The organism is Streptococcus downei MFe28, assembly GCF_900459175.1.
Taxonomy (GTDB): domain Bacteria; phylum Bacillota; class Bacilli; order Lactobacillales; family Streptococcaceae; genus Streptococcus; species Streptococcus downei.
Genome location: NZ_UHFA01000002.1, coordinates 147,144 through 165,529 on the forward strand (window position 1 = coordinate 147,144; position 18,386 = coordinate 165,529).

17 protein-coding genes and 1 pseudogene are annotated in these 18,386 nt (G+C 41.8%); 3 read left to right on the forward strand and 15 right to left on the reverse strand.

What is annotated here, in order from left to right:
- Nucleotides 1–232: 232 nt before the first annotated feature.
- Nucleotides 233–775, reverse strand: a complete 543-nt coding sequence (gene nusG / locus DYE66_RS00695; RefSeq protein ID WP_002998945.1) for a transcription termination/antitermination protein NusG — start codon at nt 773–775, stop codon at nt 233–235.
- 195 nt (nt 776–970) lie between these two features.
- Here nusG and DYE66_RS00700 point away from each other — a divergent pair, with 195 nt between their 5' ends.
- Together DYE66_RS00700 and DYE66_RS00705 are read left to right on the forward strand one after the other, a co-directional pair.
- Complete coding sequence (locus DYE66_RS00700; RefSeq protein ID WP_002998659.1) at nt 971–2,107, forward strand: hypothetical protein; 1,137 nt, start codon at nt 971–973, stop codon at nt 2,105–2,107.
- A 244-nt stretch (nt 2,108–2,351) separates the two neighbouring features.
- The gene (locus DYE66_RS00705; RefSeq protein WP_002998907.1) at nt 2,352–3,377 is read left to right on the forward strand and encodes a Gfo/Idh/MocA family oxidoreductase; all 1,026 of its coding nucleotides are present in this window, start codon (nt 2,352–2,354) and stop codon (nt 3,375–3,377) included.
- 341 nt (nt 3,378–3,718) lie between these two features.
- Here the strand turns inward: DYE66_RS00705 and secE are convergent, their stop codons facing one another.
- From secE to pbp2a, 3 genes are all read right to left on the reverse strand, one after another.
- Nucleotides 3,719–3,910 (reverse strand): preprotein translocase subunit SecE, encoded by a 192-nt coding sequence (secE, locus tag DYE66_RS00710; protein ID WP_002998921.1) that lies wholly within the window; start codon nt 3,908–3,910, stop codon nt 3,719–3,721.
- A 25-nt stretch (nt 3,911–3,935) separates the two neighbouring features.
- Nucleotides 3,936–4,088 (reverse strand): 50S ribosomal protein L33, encoded by a 153-nt coding sequence (gene rpmG, locus DYE66_RS00715; RefSeq protein WP_044123839.1) that lies wholly within the window; start codon nt 4,086–4,088, stop codon nt 3,936–3,938.
- Between the two features lie 287 nt (nt 4,089–4,375).
- The gene (gene pbp2a / locus DYE66_RS00720) at nt 4,376–6,715 is read right to left on the reverse strand and encodes a penicillin-binding protein PBP2A (protein WP_044123825.1); all 2,340 of its coding nucleotides are present in this window, start codon (nt 6,713–6,715) and stop codon (nt 4,376–4,378) included.
- A gap of 68 nt (nt 6,716–6,783) precedes the next feature.
- Between pbp2a and DYE66_RS00725 the strand changes: the two genes are divergently transcribed.
- Nucleotides 6,784–7,662 (forward strand): RluA family pseudouridine synthase, encoded by an 879-nt coding sequence (locus DYE66_RS00725; RefSeq protein WP_115324772.1) that lies wholly within the window; start codon nt 6,784–6,786, stop codon nt 7,660–7,662.
- A gap of 15 nt (nt 7,663–7,677) precedes the next feature.
- On the opposite strand, the pseudogene DYE66_RS00730 reads toward DYE66_RS00725, so the two are convergent.
- From DYE66_RS00730 to DYE66_RS00780, 11 genes and pseudogenes are all read right to left on the reverse strand, one after another.
- Nucleotides 7,678–8,367: pseudogene (locus tag DYE66_RS00730) on the reverse strand (transposase); the annotation flags it as partial.
- Nucleotides 8,368–8,695: 328 nt separating this feature from the next.
- Nucleotides 8,696–10,321 (reverse strand): chaperonin GroEL, encoded by a 1,626-nt coding sequence (gene groL, locus DYE66_RS00735; protein WP_002998969.1) that lies wholly within the window; start codon nt 10,319–10,321, stop codon nt 8,696–8,698.
- A gap of 310 nt (nt 10,322–10,631) precedes the next feature.
- A complete protein-coding gene (gene groES / locus DYE66_RS00740; RefSeq protein WP_002998881.1) occupies nt 10,632–10,916 on the reverse strand; it encodes a co-chaperone GroES in 285 nt (94 codons plus the stop codon).
- A gap of 212 nt (nt 10,917–11,128) precedes the next feature.
- Nucleotides 11,129–11,926, reverse strand: a complete 798-nt coding sequence (locus tag DYE66_RS00745; RefSeq protein ID WP_002998609.1) for a Cof-type HAD-IIB family hydrolase — start codon at nt 11,924–11,926, stop codon at nt 11,129–11,131.
- A gap of 172 nt (nt 11,927–12,098) precedes the next feature.
- The gene (locus tag DYE66_RS00750) at nt 12,099–12,494 is read right to left on the reverse strand and encodes a single-stranded DNA-binding protein (RefSeq protein WP_002998842.1); all 396 of its coding nucleotides are present in this window, start codon (nt 12,492–12,494) and stop codon (nt 12,099–12,101) included.
- 132 nt (nt 12,495–12,626) lie between these two features.
- On the reverse strand, nt 12,627–13,373 hold the full coding sequence (locus DYE66_RS00755) for a hypothetical protein (protein WP_115324774.1): 747 nt from the start codon (nt 13,371–13,373) through the stop codon (nt 12,627–12,629).
- A 17-nt stretch (nt 13,374–13,390) separates the two neighbouring features.
- A complete protein-coding gene (locus tag DYE66_RS00760) occupies nt 13,391–14,203 on the reverse strand; it encodes a SagB/ThcOx family dehydrogenase (protein ID WP_002998779.1) in 813 nt (270 codons plus the stop codon).
- On the reverse strand, nt 14,204–15,118 hold the full coding sequence (locus DYE66_RS00765; RefSeq protein ID WP_002998884.1) for a lantibiotic dehydratase C-terminal domain-containing protein: 915 nt from the start codon (nt 15,116–15,118) through the stop codon (nt 14,204–14,206). It lies immediately after the preceding gene.
- Nucleotides 15,119–15,124: 6 nt separating this feature from the next.
- Nucleotides 15,125–16,804 carry a YcaO-like family protein gene (locus DYE66_RS00770; RefSeq protein WP_115324776.1) on the reverse strand — a complete coding sequence of 560 codons (1,680 nt, stop codon included), beginning with the start codon at nt 16,802–16,804 and terminating at the stop codon, nt 15,125–15,127.
- The gene (locus DYE66_RS00775; protein ID WP_019782222.1) at nt 16,779–17,309 is read right to left on the reverse strand and encodes a hypothetical protein; all 531 of its coding nucleotides are present in this window, start codon (nt 17,307–17,309) and stop codon (nt 16,779–16,781) included. The genes DYE66_RS00770 and DYE66_RS00775 overlap by 26 nt, the downstream gene beginning before the upstream one ends.
- A 3-nt stretch (nt 17,310–17,312) precedes the next feature.
- Nucleotides 17,313–18,383, reverse strand: a complete 1,071-nt coding sequence (locus tag DYE66_RS00780; RefSeq protein ID WP_002998788.1) for a hypothetical protein — start codon at nt 18,381–18,383, stop codon at nt 17,313–17,315.
- Nucleotides 18,384–18,386 lie beyond the last annotated feature (3 nt).

Sequence of the window (18,386 nt, forward strand, 5' to 3'; positions counted from 1 at the left end):
TGTAACGACAAAATCGCAATTTTATTGAGTATTTAGAGGTGCCCATTAACTAGTAAGTGAACTAGAAATTTTCCATAGAAAATTTCGTAGTTGAACAAGTGCTTTAGCACTTAGTGAAACTGTTCAATTGAACACGCCTACACTTCTTTGAAAATAGATAATTCTTCCTAGGCGCTTCGTCGCCTTCGTCAGAATTCCTAATTTTCTTTGAAGTGCTTAACGGCTTTGTATCTTAGTTGATCTCTGCAATTTGATAGAGTTCGACTTCGGCTGCGGTTTCGGAGCCGAACATGTTGATCATGATTTTGACCTTGTTATTTTCGATTTCGATAACGCGGCCTTCTTGTCCCATAAAGGCACCATCAATGATTTGCACCACATCGCCGACCTTGATATTGGTATCAAAGACTTCGACCGTTTGTCCCATTGAAACTAGGATTTGACGAATTTCTTCTTCCAAGAGTGGGGTTGGTTTGGAACGATTTCCGTGAGATCCTACGAAACCAGTAACATTAGGGGTATTCCGAACGACAAACCAAGCATCATCGGTCATGACCATTTCAACCAAAACATAACCTGGGAAGCGATTTTCTTCCACTTCCTTAGTTTTACCATTCTTCTCCACATTAACCGTTTGGGTTGGAATTTCCACCCGTAGAATATTTTCAGTCATATTATAGGTCTGAGCCCGTTGGAGGAGGTTCTCCTTAACCTTGTTTTCATAACCTGAATAAGTTTGCAAAACAAACCAGCCCTTATCAAATGAATCTAACATCTTACTACCTGCTTTCGTTTTTTAGTTTTAAACGCATATAAAAAAGCCTTCCTTGGGCTTTGCTTCCCCACTATTATAGCACATTTCTCCTACTTGAAAAGAATTTTCCCCTAATTTTTAAAATTTATTAAAAAGTGATATACTAATGCTATCTAACTCTTTTTAGGAGAAAATTTAATTGAGGAGACCATTGTTATGATGAATGAAAAAGAATGGATAGAGTTTTTTGAGCTGACGCAAGGACGTCAACCTTCACAGGAGGACTATCAAAAAGCACTCGCAGCTGGTGAATTTAAACCTAGTCCTAATCCTGTGAATCAAGCTCAGGTCCAGGAAGGGCCCAAACCAGTTGCTCAGGAAATTGCCCCTAGCCAAGCACCTCGAGCACCAGGTTCAAGCTCTAGCCAGGTCCAAGCTTCGGTTCCTGGTCAAGCACCAACTTCGGCTCCCGGTCAGGTCGCAGCTGGCAATCCAGTTCCTAGTGCGAGGCCAGTTGCACCTAGCGCTCCAAATGCTGGTGTGCCTAACCCCGCTCCCGCTAGCCCTTCACTTCAAAATCAGGCTTCACTAACAGGGGTAGTTGTCCCTCAAGCTAAAAAGCCGTCGGCCTTCAAAAAAATGGGGCAAGCCTTTAAAAAGAAAGATGGCAAGAAGGGACTACCTCTCTGGCTCAATATTGGTATCATGGTGGTCATCGCCTTGGCTTTCTTGGGCTTTGGCTTCTGGGGTCACCATTCTCAAAAGCAAGTGGTCAGCAAGCTAGCTGATGGGGACTGGGAACTAAAAGAATCCGCCTACTATAAAGATGGGGACTGGGAGCCTTACTTTAACAATGGCAAATTTAAGTATGACAAGGATACCCGTTCTGATAGCGAAAACAGCCAAATTAGTTTTAACTACTACCTCTCAAATAAGGACGGAAATTTTGTTCTCTACAATTACTTCGAAGGGGGAAGCCAGGCTGTATCCTTCTCTTCCTACGAACATCCTACTAGAACCCTGACCGTTAACAAGCAAAAACATACGGCATCGCATCGAACCGACGATGACTATGCCTACATGTATTCACCTGCCAAGCCTGAAAAATCAGAAAACTTAGATAGCTACAAGGTGAGATACTTTAGAGACGGTGATGAGTTGACCTTCGTTTACTACGATGGTTCTGAACCATACTACAAAGAAACTTATCGCTCTATGTCTAAATCCAAAGCAAAAAATATTCGCTCCAAGGTGCAAAAGAATTACAAGGACCTAGAAGACTATGCCAAAGACCCCTATGGTGATGATTCTGATGATAGTAAGTCAGGAACTAATGGTTTCCAAGTTGGATAAAAGACAAGATTCCTTAAGACCAAAGTCTCAGGGAATTTTTCTTAAAATCGCAATAGCTTGATGGATTAAGCGTCTGGCTAGCTAAAAAACTTTACTCTCACCTAACACCTGCAAGTCTTTTTAATTAGCCTGTAACATTATAAAAATAGAGGGCTTAGAGCCAGCCATTCTAGAATTTATCCGAGGGCTTTGGGCTTTAATAGTTAGGAGAACTAGCCCTCCCCACCAGAAAGGAGATTTACCTATGTTGACTATGGCCTATATCGGCAACGGCAAAAGCACCAATCGTTATCATCTGCCCTTTGTGAGAAAACTAGCAGACAAGATTCGAGTAAAAATGATTTATCAACGCTCTCAGTCTAGCTGGCCAGAATTGGAGGGCATTCACTACACCCACCGTCTGGAGGACATCCTTACGGACACAGAAATTAGTCTGGTGGCCATCTGCACGCCCCAGTCTGCCCATTACGACCTAGCCAAGGTCTGCCTAGAGGCCGGCAAAAATGTCCTCGTTGAAAAACCTTTTACGGACACACTATCACAGGCTCAAGAACTCTTTGATTTGGCCAAGACCAAGGGGTTAATCATCCAAGCTTATCAAAATCGGCGCTTTGACTCGGACTTCTTGACGGTGCAAAAGGTCCTAGCTAGTGGTCGATTAGGGGACCTGCTAGAGATGGAAATGCATTTTGACTACTTTCGGCCCCAGGTTCCCCAGGCTAGTCAGTCCTTCAAACCAGAAGAAAGCTTTCTCTACACCCATGCCTGCCACACCCTTGACCAGGTAGTTTCCCTCTTTGGACAACCCGACAAGGTTCATTATGATGTGCGCCAGCTTTTGGGAGCCAATCGGATGAATGATTATTTCGACCTTGATCTTTATTACGGGATTTGCAAGGTATCGGTCAAATCCAGCTACTTTAGGCTAGAGTCCCGTCCTAGTTTTGCCCTCTATGGTAAGCAGGGGACCTTTATCAAGGCCAAGAAGGACCGACAGGAAGAGGACCTCAAACATTTTTATCTTCCAGACCATGCGGACTTCGGCCTAGACCGACCAGAGGATTATGGAGTTTTAACCTATCTGGACCAAGAAGGACAGTACCACCAAGAAAAAGTGGTCTCCCAGGTCGGTGATTATAGTCTCTACTATCAGGCTCTCTATGAGACCTTGGCAGAAGGAGCCCCTAAATTGGTCAAGGACCATGAGACCTTGCTGGTTATGGAAATGCTGGAAGAAGGGCTCAAGACCCTTACTGATAAGGACAAATAGTCTTCAAAAATCAAAACTATCCCACGGATAAAGTCACTCTATGGTTTTTCATTAGAGTGACTACGAAAACTACGATTGTAGTTTTCTATATCCCTGACTAACTTCATAAAAACTGTAATATTGACAGTTTTTACTCCATGTCGCATCGTTACTCACTTTGCTGTTCTTGATGAGAAGAATGAAGCTTGCCACATTCTCGGGTTCAAGTGGTCTGGTAGACCTTTGGGCTTGGTTTCTTACCTGGGCTAGATTGATTTTTATCAAGTCAAATCAGCTCCTCTCTCACAAATTCTATTCTAGTAAAAAAGCTTAGCAAGTCGACTTGCTAGGCTTTTCTCATGCTATTTAAATGGTAGGTTGACATTTTGTAGGAGGTAATTAACTCCTAGGCGCAGGGCCCAGTCAAAGACGAAGATGATTACCGTAAAGAATAGAGTATATTCCAAGATGGCAAAGAAATCTTTCCAACGTTGTCTGGGTGTAGGCCAATTGGTCTGTTCTAGGATTTGAAAAATTCCAGCTAAAAATTTCACGATTCTCTCTCTTTCTGCTAGACGGCTAGCGGGTTTCCTTGTGCAGGGTATATTTCTTACAGTATTTACAATATTTATTGACTTCCAAGCGTGTCGGTTTTGGTGTGGCCCCCACGCTAATCGAATAGTTACGTGAGCCACATTCCGAGCAGGCCAGGCTAGCTTTCTTTTGTGCCATAGCTGCCTCCCTTTTAATCTCAACTATTTTACCATGAATTAAGCCGGCAGGCAAGTTGGGGACTTCTCCTGATACAAGAAATGAAATCCCCCACTATTTTTTTGCAGTTAGGTTCAAGTTCTACTATGATTTTTCTGTCTTCGGCCGTTCCACTACCATTTTGAGCTAAAAAAGCTAGGATAGAGAAAATTCCCAAGTCCCGGCTTTCCTTATGTGATGTATTTAGCCGAACAGTAGGCAAGCTTATTTTTAGGTAAGTCTTATGGAATCCTTCCTAATCAAAGTGCTCACTCGAACCAACCCTTGATGGTATCCCAGGCTTCCTTGGCCTTGTCCAGTATTCCTGAATCATCCACAGCCTTATCAACCTTCTTCTTGGCATCATCAGCGGCATCCTGAATCTTATCAATGATGCCCTTGGATTCGTCAGAATTACTGTTGCTATCCTCATTATTGGCATCGTAGGTCAGATTTTGGCCATCGGAAGCATAGGCATTCTTCTGGGTAAATTCTGTTCCCTTGGTGTAGGGGAGAATGTAGCTGGCCGTCTGACTAAAGACATTGTCCGAAGCCCCGTAATTATCAATGATGTAGTGATTTTCATCGGTGTGCTCAAAGCCCATCCACTGAGCAATGACCACATCAGGGGTGTAACCAATAACCCACTCATCACCGATTAAATCTTCATTAAAGCTGGTTTCGGTGGTTCCTGTCTTACCGGCCATGGTATAGCCATAGGCATTGGCGCTGACAGCTGTCCCGTTGGAGAAGGTTCCCAGCATCATGCTGGTCATCTTATCGCTGACCGACTTGCTGATGACACGAGAGGAAGCCTTTTTGTACTCTGCCACAGGTTTTCCTGAGGCCGTTTCAATTTTGGTAATGAGGTGTGCTTCATTCATGACCCCACCATTAGCAAAGGTAGAATAGGCTTGGGCCATTTCCAGAGGGTTGGTGGTGACACTACCTCCCAAGGCAACACCAAGATTCTTAGGTACCTTATCCATGTTTAGACCAAATTTCTTACCATAATCAAAGGCCGTGTCCACGCCCATTTCATGGAGGAGATAGACGGCCGGAATATTATAAGAATTGGCCAGAGCCTGATACATAGGGACCTTTTCAGATTCTATGCCTCCATAGTTGGAAGGAGCATAACCATCGTAGTCTTGGACCGTATTTGGTAGGTCTTCATCAATATCATAGCCTTCGGTTACAGCTGGTGAATAGACCACTAGGGGTTTAATGGTCGAACCTGGACTGCGAGAAGACTGGGTCGCATAGTTATAGGAACGAAAGGTCGGATTGTCCGTTGAATTGAGACGACCAACCAGACTACGAACGCCACCAGTTGAAGGATCAATGGCCACGCTGGCCGACTGGGCTGAGCTCCCATCGGTCGGTGAAGTCGGAAAGAGGGAGGTATTGGCATAGACCGTCTGCATGCCCTCTTGGTAGTTTGGATCTAATTCGGTATAGATCTTATAGCCATTGTTGAGAATGTCTTTCTCTGAAATCCCATATTTATTGATAGCCTCGTTGACGACCGCATCAAAATAAGAGGGATAATTATACTTCTCATCCTTACCAGTATAGGTATCCTGGAGACGGCTGGCCATGTCAACCGCCTTGAAAGATCTGGCATCCGCCTCCTTGAGGTAGCCTGCATTGACCATATTCTGGAGGACTGTATTACGACGGTTGGTCGCATTTTCTGTTGAGTAGAGAGGATTATAGATACCAGGTCCCTTGAGCATACCAGCCAAGGTTGCTGCCTCATCGGTAGTCAAATTGGCTGCCGAGGTTCCAAAGTATTTCTGACTGGCATCTTCGACCCCCCAGACCCCATTGCCAAAGTAGGCATTATTGAGGTACATAGTCAGAATTTGATTCTTGGAATATTTTTTATTGAGTTCAACGGCCAGGAAAAACTCCTTGGCCTTCCGCGTGACCGTCTGCTCCTGACTGAGGTAGGCATTTCTGGCCAACTGCTGGGTGATGGTCGATCCCCCACCAAAATGACCAGCGGTCAAAATGGCTAGGAAGAAACGCTTATAGTTAATCCCGTGATTTTTGTAGAAGGTACGGTCTTCTGTGGCAATAACCGCATGCTCCAAATCATCGGAAATCTGGTCTAACTCAACATAGGTTCCCTTGTTGCCCATGAGGGTGCCAGCTTCCTTGCCCTTACGGTCATAGATAACCGTTGAGGACTTGAGGGCATCCTGGAGATCTGAGACATTGGTCGTCTTGGCCAAATAAAAGAGGTAGGCCGCTGTAAAGAGGACAAAACCGGCAAGCGCAATGGCTAGAATCCGACCAATATTGTAACGTCGCCAAAGGCGACGAATCCAAGACTGTTTATCGGGAATGATAATCTTGAGGAAGGCCAGCTTGGGGTATTTTTCAACCAACTTATCCAAATGGCTCTGATGATGTGGCCCGTGACTGCGGTGATAGGCAGACTCACGTACTGGAACCGACTCCAACTTCTGGGTCAGGGACAGCTCATCACTATCAGCAGAAGCCCTCTCAGGAGGCCTTGGCTGCTTCGTTTTTTTAGGTGAGCGTAAAAGCTTGTTGCCAAGCTTCTTAGCCCCTTCTTTGATCATTTCTAAAAACTTCATAGCCTTATTATAGCAAGTTTCTTTCAAAAACCTAGAGAGAAACCCTGAATTGTGCTAAAATCGAAGGCATGGACTTTCACATTCAACTGCCCCCTTCCTTTCCCACAAGTACGGTCAAGGACCTGCTGGAAAAACACTGGTTGGTGCCCAGAAAAATCCGCCATTTTCTAAGAACCAAGAAGCATCTCTTAGTCAACAATCAAGCCATCAACTGGCAAAGTCAGGTGAGGGCGGGTGACCTTATTCAGCTGATTTTCGATGACGAGAACTATCCTAAAAAGAAGATTCTCCTGGGCCAGGCTAATTTAGTGGACTGCCTCTATGAGGACCAGCACCTCATCATCGTCAATAAGCCTGAGGGCATGAAGACCCACGCCAATCAGCCTGATGAAATCGCCCTGCTCAACCATGTCTCAGCCTATGTGGGCGACACCTGCTACGTGGTTCATCGGCTGGATAAGGAGACTAGTGGTCTAGTTCTCTTTGCCAAAAATCCCTTTGTCCTCCCCATTCTCAACCGACTATTGGAAGATAAGCAGATTTCTCGGCAATACTGGGCCCTGGCTCAAGGAAGATTGGCCCAAAAAGTCATCACCTACCGCGATAAGATTGGTCGCGACCGCCATGACCGCAGGAAGCGACTGGTGACCAACAAGGGGCAAGAAGCCATCACCCATATCCGTAGGCTAAAAGAATTTAACGGATCCAAGGGTCCCTGCACGCTAGTCGACTGCCAACTGGAGACTGGTCGCACCCACCAAATTCGCGTTCATCTGGCTCACCACGGCCATGCCATTATCGGCGACCCCCTCTATAGCAAAATTCCTGCCAAGCGACTCATGCTCCACGCCCATAAACTCAGCTTCGTCCATCCCTTTACCAGAGAAGAAATCACCATCCAGGCTCAGTCCGCCAGCTTCGAAAAAAAATTAGGAAACTGGCAGTGACAGCCTTCAGAAATCGGCCTGGCTATCATGAGTATTTCCAGCTTGCACGGTATAACCTAATACCCAACCATACTTATCACAACCCGCTTGGATATTGTAGGCAAAAACCTCCTTATGGTCACCTTTATGAAACCAACCACTCTCTGAATCAGTTTTCGACACTTTCTTATTTTGGAGCTTTTTCCCATGCTTTTTCCTGTCTTGGTCAATTTCCTTATCTAATTGTTCTGACATGAATTTAGCTTGGACAGCCACCTCTGGGTTAACATACTTGTGGCTGTTAGCCGCTGCCTTGATAGGAGTGCCGTCTATGAAGATTTCGCTCGTATCAATAAGGCCTTGATCTAGACAGGCTTGAAGGATAGGAGCAAAAATTTCTTCGATAAGCCCAACTGGCGCAAAACGACGGGAATAGTTCTTGCCATAAGTCGTGAAGTGAGGGACTTTATCATCCAAACCTAATCCCAAAAACCAGCGATAAGCGATATTAACGTCAATTTCTTTGATGGTTTGACGCATAGAACGGATACCAAATAGGGTCTGGATGAGAGGAATTTTGACCAATAAAACGGGATCTAAACTAGGACGTCCTGTTTCTTGACTATAGGTCGTCTCGACTTTGTCATAGATAAAAGAGAAATCAATTGTTTCATCAATTTGACGCAGTAAATGATCCTCAGGAACAAGTTCATCTAGAGACAGCAAGGTCTATTCACCACCTTTGTAGTTGGGGGTTTCTTTGTGAAACATAGAGACAACCTCCGATTATTCTTACATCTATTATAAAACTTTGATAGCTAAAAAAGACATTAGAAAATCAATTTCTAACGACTTTGTCTTCAGTCTGAGGCACACTCGTGCTTGCCGTTAAATTTCAAAAGTTTTTAACTTTTAGAAATTTTTTTCTTACGACACAAAAAGGACAAAGTCGACCTTACTTTGTCCTTTGAGTTAGTATAGAATATAGCTAGTGCGCTATAGCGACTAGCGTAGGCTTTCAGCTAGCTCTGCTAGCTAGAAAGGCTTTATATTCTTACATCATCCCACCCATCATGCTAGGATCCATGGCTGGAGCTGCGGGTGCTTTTTCTTCTGGATGGTCGGCAACGACGGCTTCGGTTGTCAAAATCAAGCTGGCAACAGAGGCGGCATTTTGCAGGGCTGAACGGCTGACCTTAACGGGGTCAATGATCCCAGCTTCAACCATGTCTACCCAGCTACCGTCAGCAGCGTTAAACCCTGTGCCTGCTTGGCTGGCTTTGAGTTTTTCAATGATAACTGAACCTTCATAACCAGCATTGCGAGCGATTTGGCGAACAGGTTCTTCCAAAGCACGAAGGACGATGTTGCGACCGGTTGCTTGGTCACCATCCAAGTCAAGGGCAGCAACCTTTTCAATGACATTAACCAGAGCGGTACCACCACCGGCAACGATACCTTCTTCAACAGCGGCACGAGTCGCATTGAGGGCATCTTCAATACGGAGTTTCATTTCCTTGAGTTCGGTTTCGGTTGCAGCACCTACCTTGATGACAGCAACACCACCAGACAATTTAGCTAGGCGTTCTTGCAATTTTTCACGGTCAAATTCTGATGTGGTGCTTTCCAATTGCGACTTGATGACAGCGACACGTTCAGCGATGGTATCAGCTGACCCAGCACCTTCAACGATAACGGTTGAATCTTTATCAATAGTAATCTTAGCAGCTTGACCGAGGGAAGCAATTGTCGCATCTTTCAATTCCAAACCAAGATCTTCGGTAATCACGGTACCACCAGTTAGAATAGCAATATCTTCCAACATAGCCTTGCGACGGTCACCAAAGCCAGGAGCCTTGACGGCTACGACATTGAAGGTACCACGAATCTTGTTGAGAACAAGGGTTGGAAGGGCTTCACCAGCAACGTCATCAGCAATAATCAAGAGTGGACGGCTGGTCTTAAGCACTTCTTCCAAGAGAGGGAGGACATCTTGAATATTAGAAATCTTCTTATCTGTAATCAAGATGTAAGGATTGTCTAGGTCTGCGACCATCTTTTCATTGTCGGTCACCATGTATTGAGAAAGGTAGCCACGGTCGAATTGCATCCCTTCGACAACATCCAATTCAGTTGCCATACCACGGGATTCTTCGATAGTAATAACCCCATCATTACCAACCTTTTCCATGGCTTCAGAGATGTATTCACCGACCTTTTCGGAGCGAGAAGATACGGCAGCGACCTGAGCAATGGCTTCCTTATTAGCAACGGGTTGAGCGATAGCCTTGAGTTCATCAACAGCTGTTGAAACTGCTCTTTCGATTCCCCGACGGATGCCGATTGGGTTGGCACCGGCTGTGACATTCTTCAAACCTTCGCGGACAATGGCTTGGGTCAAGACGGTTGCGGTTGTGGTACCGTCACCAGCGATATCATTGGTTTTAGAAGCAACTTCTGAAACCAGTTTGGCTCCCATATTTTCAAAGTGGTCTTCCAATTCGATTTCCTTGGCGATAGTGACCCCATCGTTGGTAATCAATGGAGAGCCAAAGGATTTTTCCAAAACAACATTACGACCTTTAGGGCCAAGCGTTACCTTGACCGTATCTGCTAAAACATCAACCCCACGCACCATGGCAGAGCGGGCATCTGCTGAGAATTTAATATCTTTTGCCATTTATCTATACCTATCTTTCTTATCTATTGTAATTTTACTTAGCTTGTCAAAGTGGCCAGAAGCTCAGTTCGAGCCTTTATCTCTTGACCCAAAAGCAAGCTAAGGAAAGTTCCCTTCGAGCAAGCCTAACCAAATCAGCTGAGCTAAAAATTTCTCGTCAGCCAGCAAGAGAGGGCTGGCTTTTTTTTATTAGAGACTTTGCGGCCTTATACTCTTTGAAAATCAAAATTTACTGTCGTTAACTCACCTTGCCGTACTCCAGTACTGTCTTCGGTTCGTTGCCTCGGTTAATTTTGATTTTCATTGAGTATTAGCCAAGAATCGCTAAAATATCAGCTTCACGGACGATAGAAACTTTATCGTTTCCATCTTTGACATCCAGACCTGCGCCATTTTCGATCAGAACCTTGTCCCCTTGAGCTACGCTTGGGGCAATCAAATCCCCATGCAGGGTCCTTGAACCAGGGCCAACGGCCAAAACAGTCGCCGTTTTAGTAGCTTCGTGGGAAGCACCCGCCAAAACGAAACCGCTAGCTGTGGTCTCTTCTACTTCTTCAAATTTTACAACAATCCGATCACCTAATGGTTTTAACATTGTCTTACCTCCAAAAGATTTTTTAGCGCTCTAATCGTCCGAGTGCTAACTACAGTTACTATTCTATCATTTGGTCAAAATTAGTCAAGAAAAAAACTCTACCTCAGGTAAAGTTTTTGATTTTCATTGAGACTAGAGAGGTCCTGCAGACTCTAGGGTTTGGTCATTAAGAATCGCTAAACGGAGTGGCCAACAAATCGACAGTAGCCTCTTCAAGCTTGGAGAATCTCTTCCTCCAAAACCTTGGCAATACCATCGTGATTATTGTCCAAGGTAACCCTGCCGATTCGCTCCTGCAGGGCCTGAGGGGCATTACCCATGAGGATGCCCTGCCCAACGGTTTCCAGCATCTCCAAATCATTGTAGTTATCGCCAAAGGCCAGGGTCTCAGCTATTGGGACACGATAGTAGTCGACCAGGGTCTTGACGGCCTGACCCTTGTCAATCCCTGTCGCCATAACTTCAATCAGATGAGGAAGGGACTTGGCAATGGACAGGTCAGGATAGGACTGCTTGAGTTTTTCTAGGATGGCATCGGACTTGGCTGGAGGACACATGACCAGAACCTTGTGGGCCTCTTTGAGATCAGCTAGGTCTTGTAAATCTACCATTTGCGACTCTAAGCCAACCACCACTTCTTCATTGTGGACCAAATCATGGGCCTGCTGGGAAGAGTACCAGTCCTTGTAGCTATAGATATTCCAAGCCAAATCCTGACCCAATTCTTCCACCAGGCGACAAACCGAGAGAACCTCGGGCATGACCATGACCTTACTATCAACAATCGTGCCATCCTGGGCTTGAATCAGAGCCCCGTTGTAGGCAATCAGGGGGCTGGGAATTCCAATGCTATCAATAATGGGGCGAATAGCCTCAGGCATACGGGCAGATACCGGCACAAAATAGAGTCCCTTACCTACGCAGGCCTTGATGGCCTGGGCCGTTGCCGGAGTTACCTGATGATTTTGGTTGAGAAGAGTACCATCAATGTCGCTGAAAATAATTTGCATGTCCTTGCCTCCTCGGCCTAATTTACCTCCATTATAACATTTTCTGGCTAGGGCTTGGCTGACATTTTAAATAAAAAACGCCCGAGTATGGACGAACTCAGGCGATGATTAGCACGTGAATGATTGTGGGAAATTACTTTTGGTTCACGTTGGACAAAGAAAAATAGAGGTATCAGAAAGGGAGTTCTTCTTCTTCAAGAACTAAATCGGCCAGGTCGCTGGTCCCTTGATTCTCCCGCAAGGCACGCTGGGCTCGACTTTCTAGCAGTTGGAAGGACTGGGCTAGGACCTCAGTCACATAGCGGGTTTGCCCGTCTTTTTCATAATGGCGGGTTCTGATTTCACCATCTAGGGAAACCAGACTCCCCTTACCTGCATAAGAGACCAGGCTTTCAGCCAACTTGCCCCAGAAGACAACATTGACAAAGTCGGCCTGACGCTCGCCATCCTGAGATTTAAAACGGCGATTGACAGCTAGGGTAACGTGAGTGACCGATTTATCCGAAGGGGTCTTAACCATCTCGGGAGCCGCCGTCAAACGACCGATAAGAATGACTTTGTTATACATATCTTCACCTCCTTACTTTTCTATTCGTAAAAGGAGGCAGAAAAAAGAGGAAAAATAAGATTTTCCTCATCTCACTGTCTGGAGTTATTTTGAAGAATGCAATTAGCATCCAATCGTCACTACATTGTAGATTTAATTACAAAAAAAGTTTTCGCAGAGATAAAGTGTATCTTGCCCCAATACTACTTTGCGATACATAAAAGGTGAAGACGCTGTAATATAGTCAGAAAAATAATCTGTAATTGCTGAGAGTGTGGTATCTAATATCACTTCTTCGATTGGCCGATCCCAGTACTCCTCTATTTTCTTAGCATTTTTTTTTATTGCTTTGTCTTTCAGATAGTAACCTAAGTCTATTTTACCAGCATCCATTTCAACAAAAGGTCCAACTCCTAATAATTCTCCGTCAAAAACTTCAAAGAGAAGAACCAAGCCTCGCTTAGTAAGTGGCTGAATATCTTCAAGGTGACTATTTTTATCATAAACAATAATAACGACCTGGCTTTCAGTTCCTAAATGTACTTCAAGCATATTTTTTAAATCTTCTAAATCTAACTGGCTATAGTTTCGTAGTTCAATAGTTGCACCATGTAATCTTAACATTAAGAACTTGGCTAACATCGTTTTATTGACCAACGTAGAGCAAAGTGCTACGTTCTCCTCCAGTATGAAAAAGAATTCCTTTTGATTATCTGAAATCGCAAATGAATATTGGAGATGCTGGCTAATTTTTTGATTTAGCTGATTATTCTTTACTAATTCATCCAGCCCTTTCGTAGTTTTCAAAGTGAGAAATGGTTTTTGTTTTTGCGCATATTTCTCTGAAAAATAATAGGTGCTTTGCTTATGGTTGACTGTTAAAAATGGATTTAAAAGCATATTTTCTATCCTTCCTTTTATCCAAATAATATTCCATAGATACAATATTCCGTGTCACTGTTTTGAATTCCAATTTGTTTTTCAACCTCTTCAGGAAAGAGACCACAAACGGGAAGTGACTTTTTATTGAGGTGGCTAGAAACGAGTTGCAGATTTTGTCCGACATGTCCTGCTTCGAAGAAGGCTAAACGCTCAGACAACTCACCGTATTTTTTAAATGATTCCTTAAAGTCAACTACCATGAATACAGCAAAACTAAGTTTTTCTGTTGAGTTACTAAGTGCATCTAGTTTGTAAAGAGTCATCGGGAAGAGATTATCCCATATCATCTCTTTTTTATTTTCTACTTTGACTAATTTTTTCAACTGAGGACTGATGTAATAAACTCCTGTTTCAACTCCCTCAACATCTTTGACAAAAATATAGAGTTTTACTGGAAATAGCGCACCTCCTGAAGGATAATTTCTTAGGATTAAATCCTCCCCATGATATACCCTTTTTCGTGGATTTGGGCCGACAGCGATTGTCAATAACTCAAATAATTCTTCGCGATTCCATTTCCCCTCAAAAGAGTTTAAAAGGGTTGACCGTCGATTCTCAAATAATTTTCGAATTGGATCCTCTTTAACATCTTCTTGGTAGTAATCATATTGTTTCCTATTATCAAAGTCTGTAATATTATCTTTTGGAAATTGATAATCTTGTTTTGGACTATTGTTCATAAACCAATTAATACGATTAGTCGCAAATTTCTTTCGACGATTTTTTAATTGCTCATAATCAAAATTAGGAGTGTAATACATTTCTTCATTTAACAATACTTTTTTCATTTATACTCCTTTCCGGGAAGTTGCCGTTGATGTTTTCGTGTGATAGTATCCATAGATGGCACATTCATATTCAATAGGAATGCCAAGGCGGTTTGCAAACATGTGCATCTGAGAAAAGAGAACTGACCGCATCATTTTCTTGCCTCTAAGTTGATAGACTTCCTCCAAATATTCAATTAAATTTGTAATAAATGAATCCCTCATTTCTGGTTTAATGAATGAGAAGACTGTCTTAATTTTTTCTTCTTTCCCTTCAAATGAATGTTCTATGGAAGTGATAATGTCCGCAATATAACTTTCATTCTTCAAGTCATACAATTTGTTCCAATAAGAGAAACAATTAGCATAAAATTGTTCAAAGTCAAAATCAATTTTCTTATCTGTAATAGCTGTCTTTACTTGCTCATAAGTATAGATGTAAAAAAGCATTCGAATCATCACGTGACAATTCATACAGCCTTCCAACATAGTAGATACTAATTGGCTAGAATGATAGAAAACAGACTCTGCTTTCTCTATTACCTCATAGCCTCCGTATCGCTCATTTTCTCGAACATACGGTATTGAGACAATAGAATTATTGTTATACCAAGGCAAATTTTTCAACGGAATTTTTTCCCCGTCTAACTTATGTCCCTTATAGTATTGCTCTTTTGTTAATGTTACATTTACATTAGAACTAGAGAGTTCTGGGTCTAATAAATCCGATAGGATTTGGTAATAATCTTTATTGGAAGATTCTGCAGTCTTTATCCGAAAACGAATATGGGGTCCACCTTCCCAATAGCGAATGAAGAAAAAGCATGTAAGCCCTTCTTTGGATGCCCAATTATTTAGAGTGCAGATAATACTGTCGTGGTGCATCAGATTATGACAAAAAATATGGTAGGATAACCACTTTTCAATTTCTTTCATGTTTTGTTATGGGAAGGGATGGGGATATGGGTTGACTAGCCTCACTTCCTCAAGACCTCTCCTACTCCTTTCTTGATTGATACGACTCATAGAAACTCGTTCATTTTGTACTCCAAAAGTTATAGGGAGTAACCCTGGCACAATTACTTTCACAGTATAGATGCCAAGTTCTTCCATTTCTTTTGAAGTCAAATTGACCACGTAAATATCTTCATATTTTTTTAGTACTCGTTGAATCAATACTCGCAAGTATGACTTTGTATTATTTTCTTGAATATATTTTTGTGGTGATAAGTCGGTTACATGAGATGCCTTTAAAAAATCGAATGCTGTTTTGTGCTGATTACTAGAATAGTAGTTCACATGGTCTTCCATTTCAGTAACTTCGGTAGGAACCTTCATTCCAAATTCGGCATTGATATTATCGTGAATTTTAATTCCAACTAACGCCTCTAACAGTGCTGATTCTGCTGCCTTGTGAGGGAGAGGATTACTTCCTGCTGCTGTGTAGGCATACATCTTATGGTCTTTCAAACTTCTTACCAAAGCCCAAAAGGAAGGAACGCCTAACTCCATTGAAATATCAAAAACTCTGATATCAAAGCCATCTTGTTGAGCACAACGAATTGTCTTCAGAGTATCCTCAGACAAGCCCAGAGATTCTATTGTTACCTCTTCGACTGGGATTCGTCCATACCAAGTTGTTAAAAAGTTATCTCTCTCAATTAGTTCCAAAATCCCATACAGAATTGCTTCCTCAAAGGTTCCTCCTAAAGCAACACCATTCGAACTATCATAAATAAAGCGATGTTGCTTCTTTTTATCTCTAAAGAAAGAATCGCCATATACTGCTAATTGTTCAGGAATCAATACCGTTTTCTTCTTTTTCAAAGACTCTGCCTCTGTCCAATAGATTTCCAAATTATTTCGATAAGGCATAAATGGATTTTTATCAGAGGAAGGTAGTATGAATTTCTCAGGATAAACAGCATCTGGTAAATCTGAAAACTTCCCATATATATCCTTGGTTTTGTATGGATAATACAGGGAGGAGTACCTCTCAATGGCTTCTAACTGAGCAATGTTGGTCGAATCTTGAAATGATGAAGAACGACCATAACCACACTCTATATATTTATCTGTTACAGCATATTCAATCCCTACACCTGGAAAATAATCTGAATCCAAATCAAAGAATTTACGATAGGCCACTGTTGTATCCAAAAAACATTGTGCATTCTTGGATAAGTCTCCAATAGTTTTTGCTCGAAAGCCAGTTGACCTCTCAATATCTTTTTTTGCCAATAGCTGGTTAAATCCTAACTGACTTCTTGTATGAGCACTTCTCCTCTTTTTAATATGAAAATAAGATACTTTTTGTTGTTCTAAATCTAATGTCCCAACCTGTCCTGTCTTAAAAACAAGTTGGTCTAGGAGAGCTTTTGCCGAGTTTTTTGCTGATTCACTATTCTGGTATTTTGCTGAAAACATACTGGTCAGTAAATTTTTTGTTTTAGCCTCTTGATATAAAGTAACGGTGTATAAAAAGTCCTCAAGAAAGCCCTCTTCCTTTGTGAAGAAAAAGATACGGTCCACCACCAAGATAGCGTACTTCCTTCCACCTTCCAAAATCTGCAAATGGTTCTCATCAAAAAATGAATCATTGGTAATTAATTTCGTTTTCATGTACTACCTCACAATAAATGTCTTTCCCTTTGAGAAAATTCAATTTTACGTACATTCCTTTTCTTTCAGGAGGCTGTTCAAAATTTACTAGCACTTTCATCCCTCGCTCTCTCAAATAGGAGCATAATAGTTGAGCAGCTAATACTTTTATTATTGATTTACCGCTTGTTGAATCAATCCCATCTGAAAAAGTAGAAGTTTCAATTTGATTTAACTCTTGACTAACTGCCATTACTTGGTCAAAAATTTTTGACATGTTTTGGGCAAAGAATTCAACTATTTTTTTACAGTCATTTTTATCTAATGTAGGAATCTCAACAAGGTTTTCTACATTCACTAGCTCAAAATGAAGAGATGGAAATTTTACATTTTGAGATTTCACTGAATAGATGAGATTTTGATTATTTGTTTTATGTGGTTTTACTTCCGCATTTTTTGAGGCAAATTTTCTATAATGAGTGCCATCGAAAAAATATTTTTCTCCATTTTCAACTAGAATATGCATTTACTATACCTTCTTCTTAAAAAGTTTTTGCATCATGGCATAACTGTCTTCCCAAGTAATGCCGTAACCTGTCTCAACTTTGTCACACACCATTTTCGTAATTTTTTGTTTGCGTAGCGGATTTACGTTTAGTAGCGGCATAACCTGATAGAGGACATCAACTGTGTATCGATAAAGTACAAAGGGAAGTGATGAATGTTGTGATAAAAATTCTTGATTAGTAAAGAAATTCTTATGGAACTCTGTTAACTGCCCCCTCTCACGCGCCTGTTGAAGGAAGCTCTCTGCATCACTCATGTTTTGGTAATACAAGTGTCCCTTTTTCAACTCATCGGTGAAAAATTGGTAAAGCTTTTCGACAAATATTTTAAAATAAGATTCTTCGTTTTCTGCTAGAAAGGTTTCAATTTTTTCATGAATGAACTTTTGTTCGTCTGAAGATAGGGAGTTAACTAACTGGTAATAACGTTCATAGTTTTCTTGCGACATTGTATCCTTTAAGTTTTTAAGTTGTAAATTAAAGAATACAATGTTGGACTTCATTGATAGATAGCCCATTTTTAAATTATTATTAAAGAGCAGTCCTAAATTCAGAAATAGTTTTGTCAATAGAATATTTTGTTGGCTTTCACTTTTATTGAAAAAGCCAATTTTTTCTAGATAGAGAATCAGCTCCATTTTCTTCTTTTCAACAGCTAATTCTGTTTCTAAAGAACTCAGACTACTTTCTTCTGCAGCTGCCTCAATTTCTTCTAGCAATAGTGTTCCATCTGGCTGTATATCTAATTTAGCTTCCGTATTTTCAGCACTTGAAACAGTCATAATTTGTTTCTTCAATTTCGATTCTTCAATATTAACAGGTGTATAGTTTTCCAATGCTCCAGCTAAGAAACTCTCTAGTTCCTTCAAATCTGCTAGATTCTGACTGTATAATTCAATATGATGCCCTCTTTGAATAGATTTCTTTATCCAAACATTGCTCATGCTTTTCTCATTTAGCAAAGAATATATTTTACTGATTAACATATTTGAAAAAGCCAAATTATTGATAAATACTGATAATTTATATTCCACGTT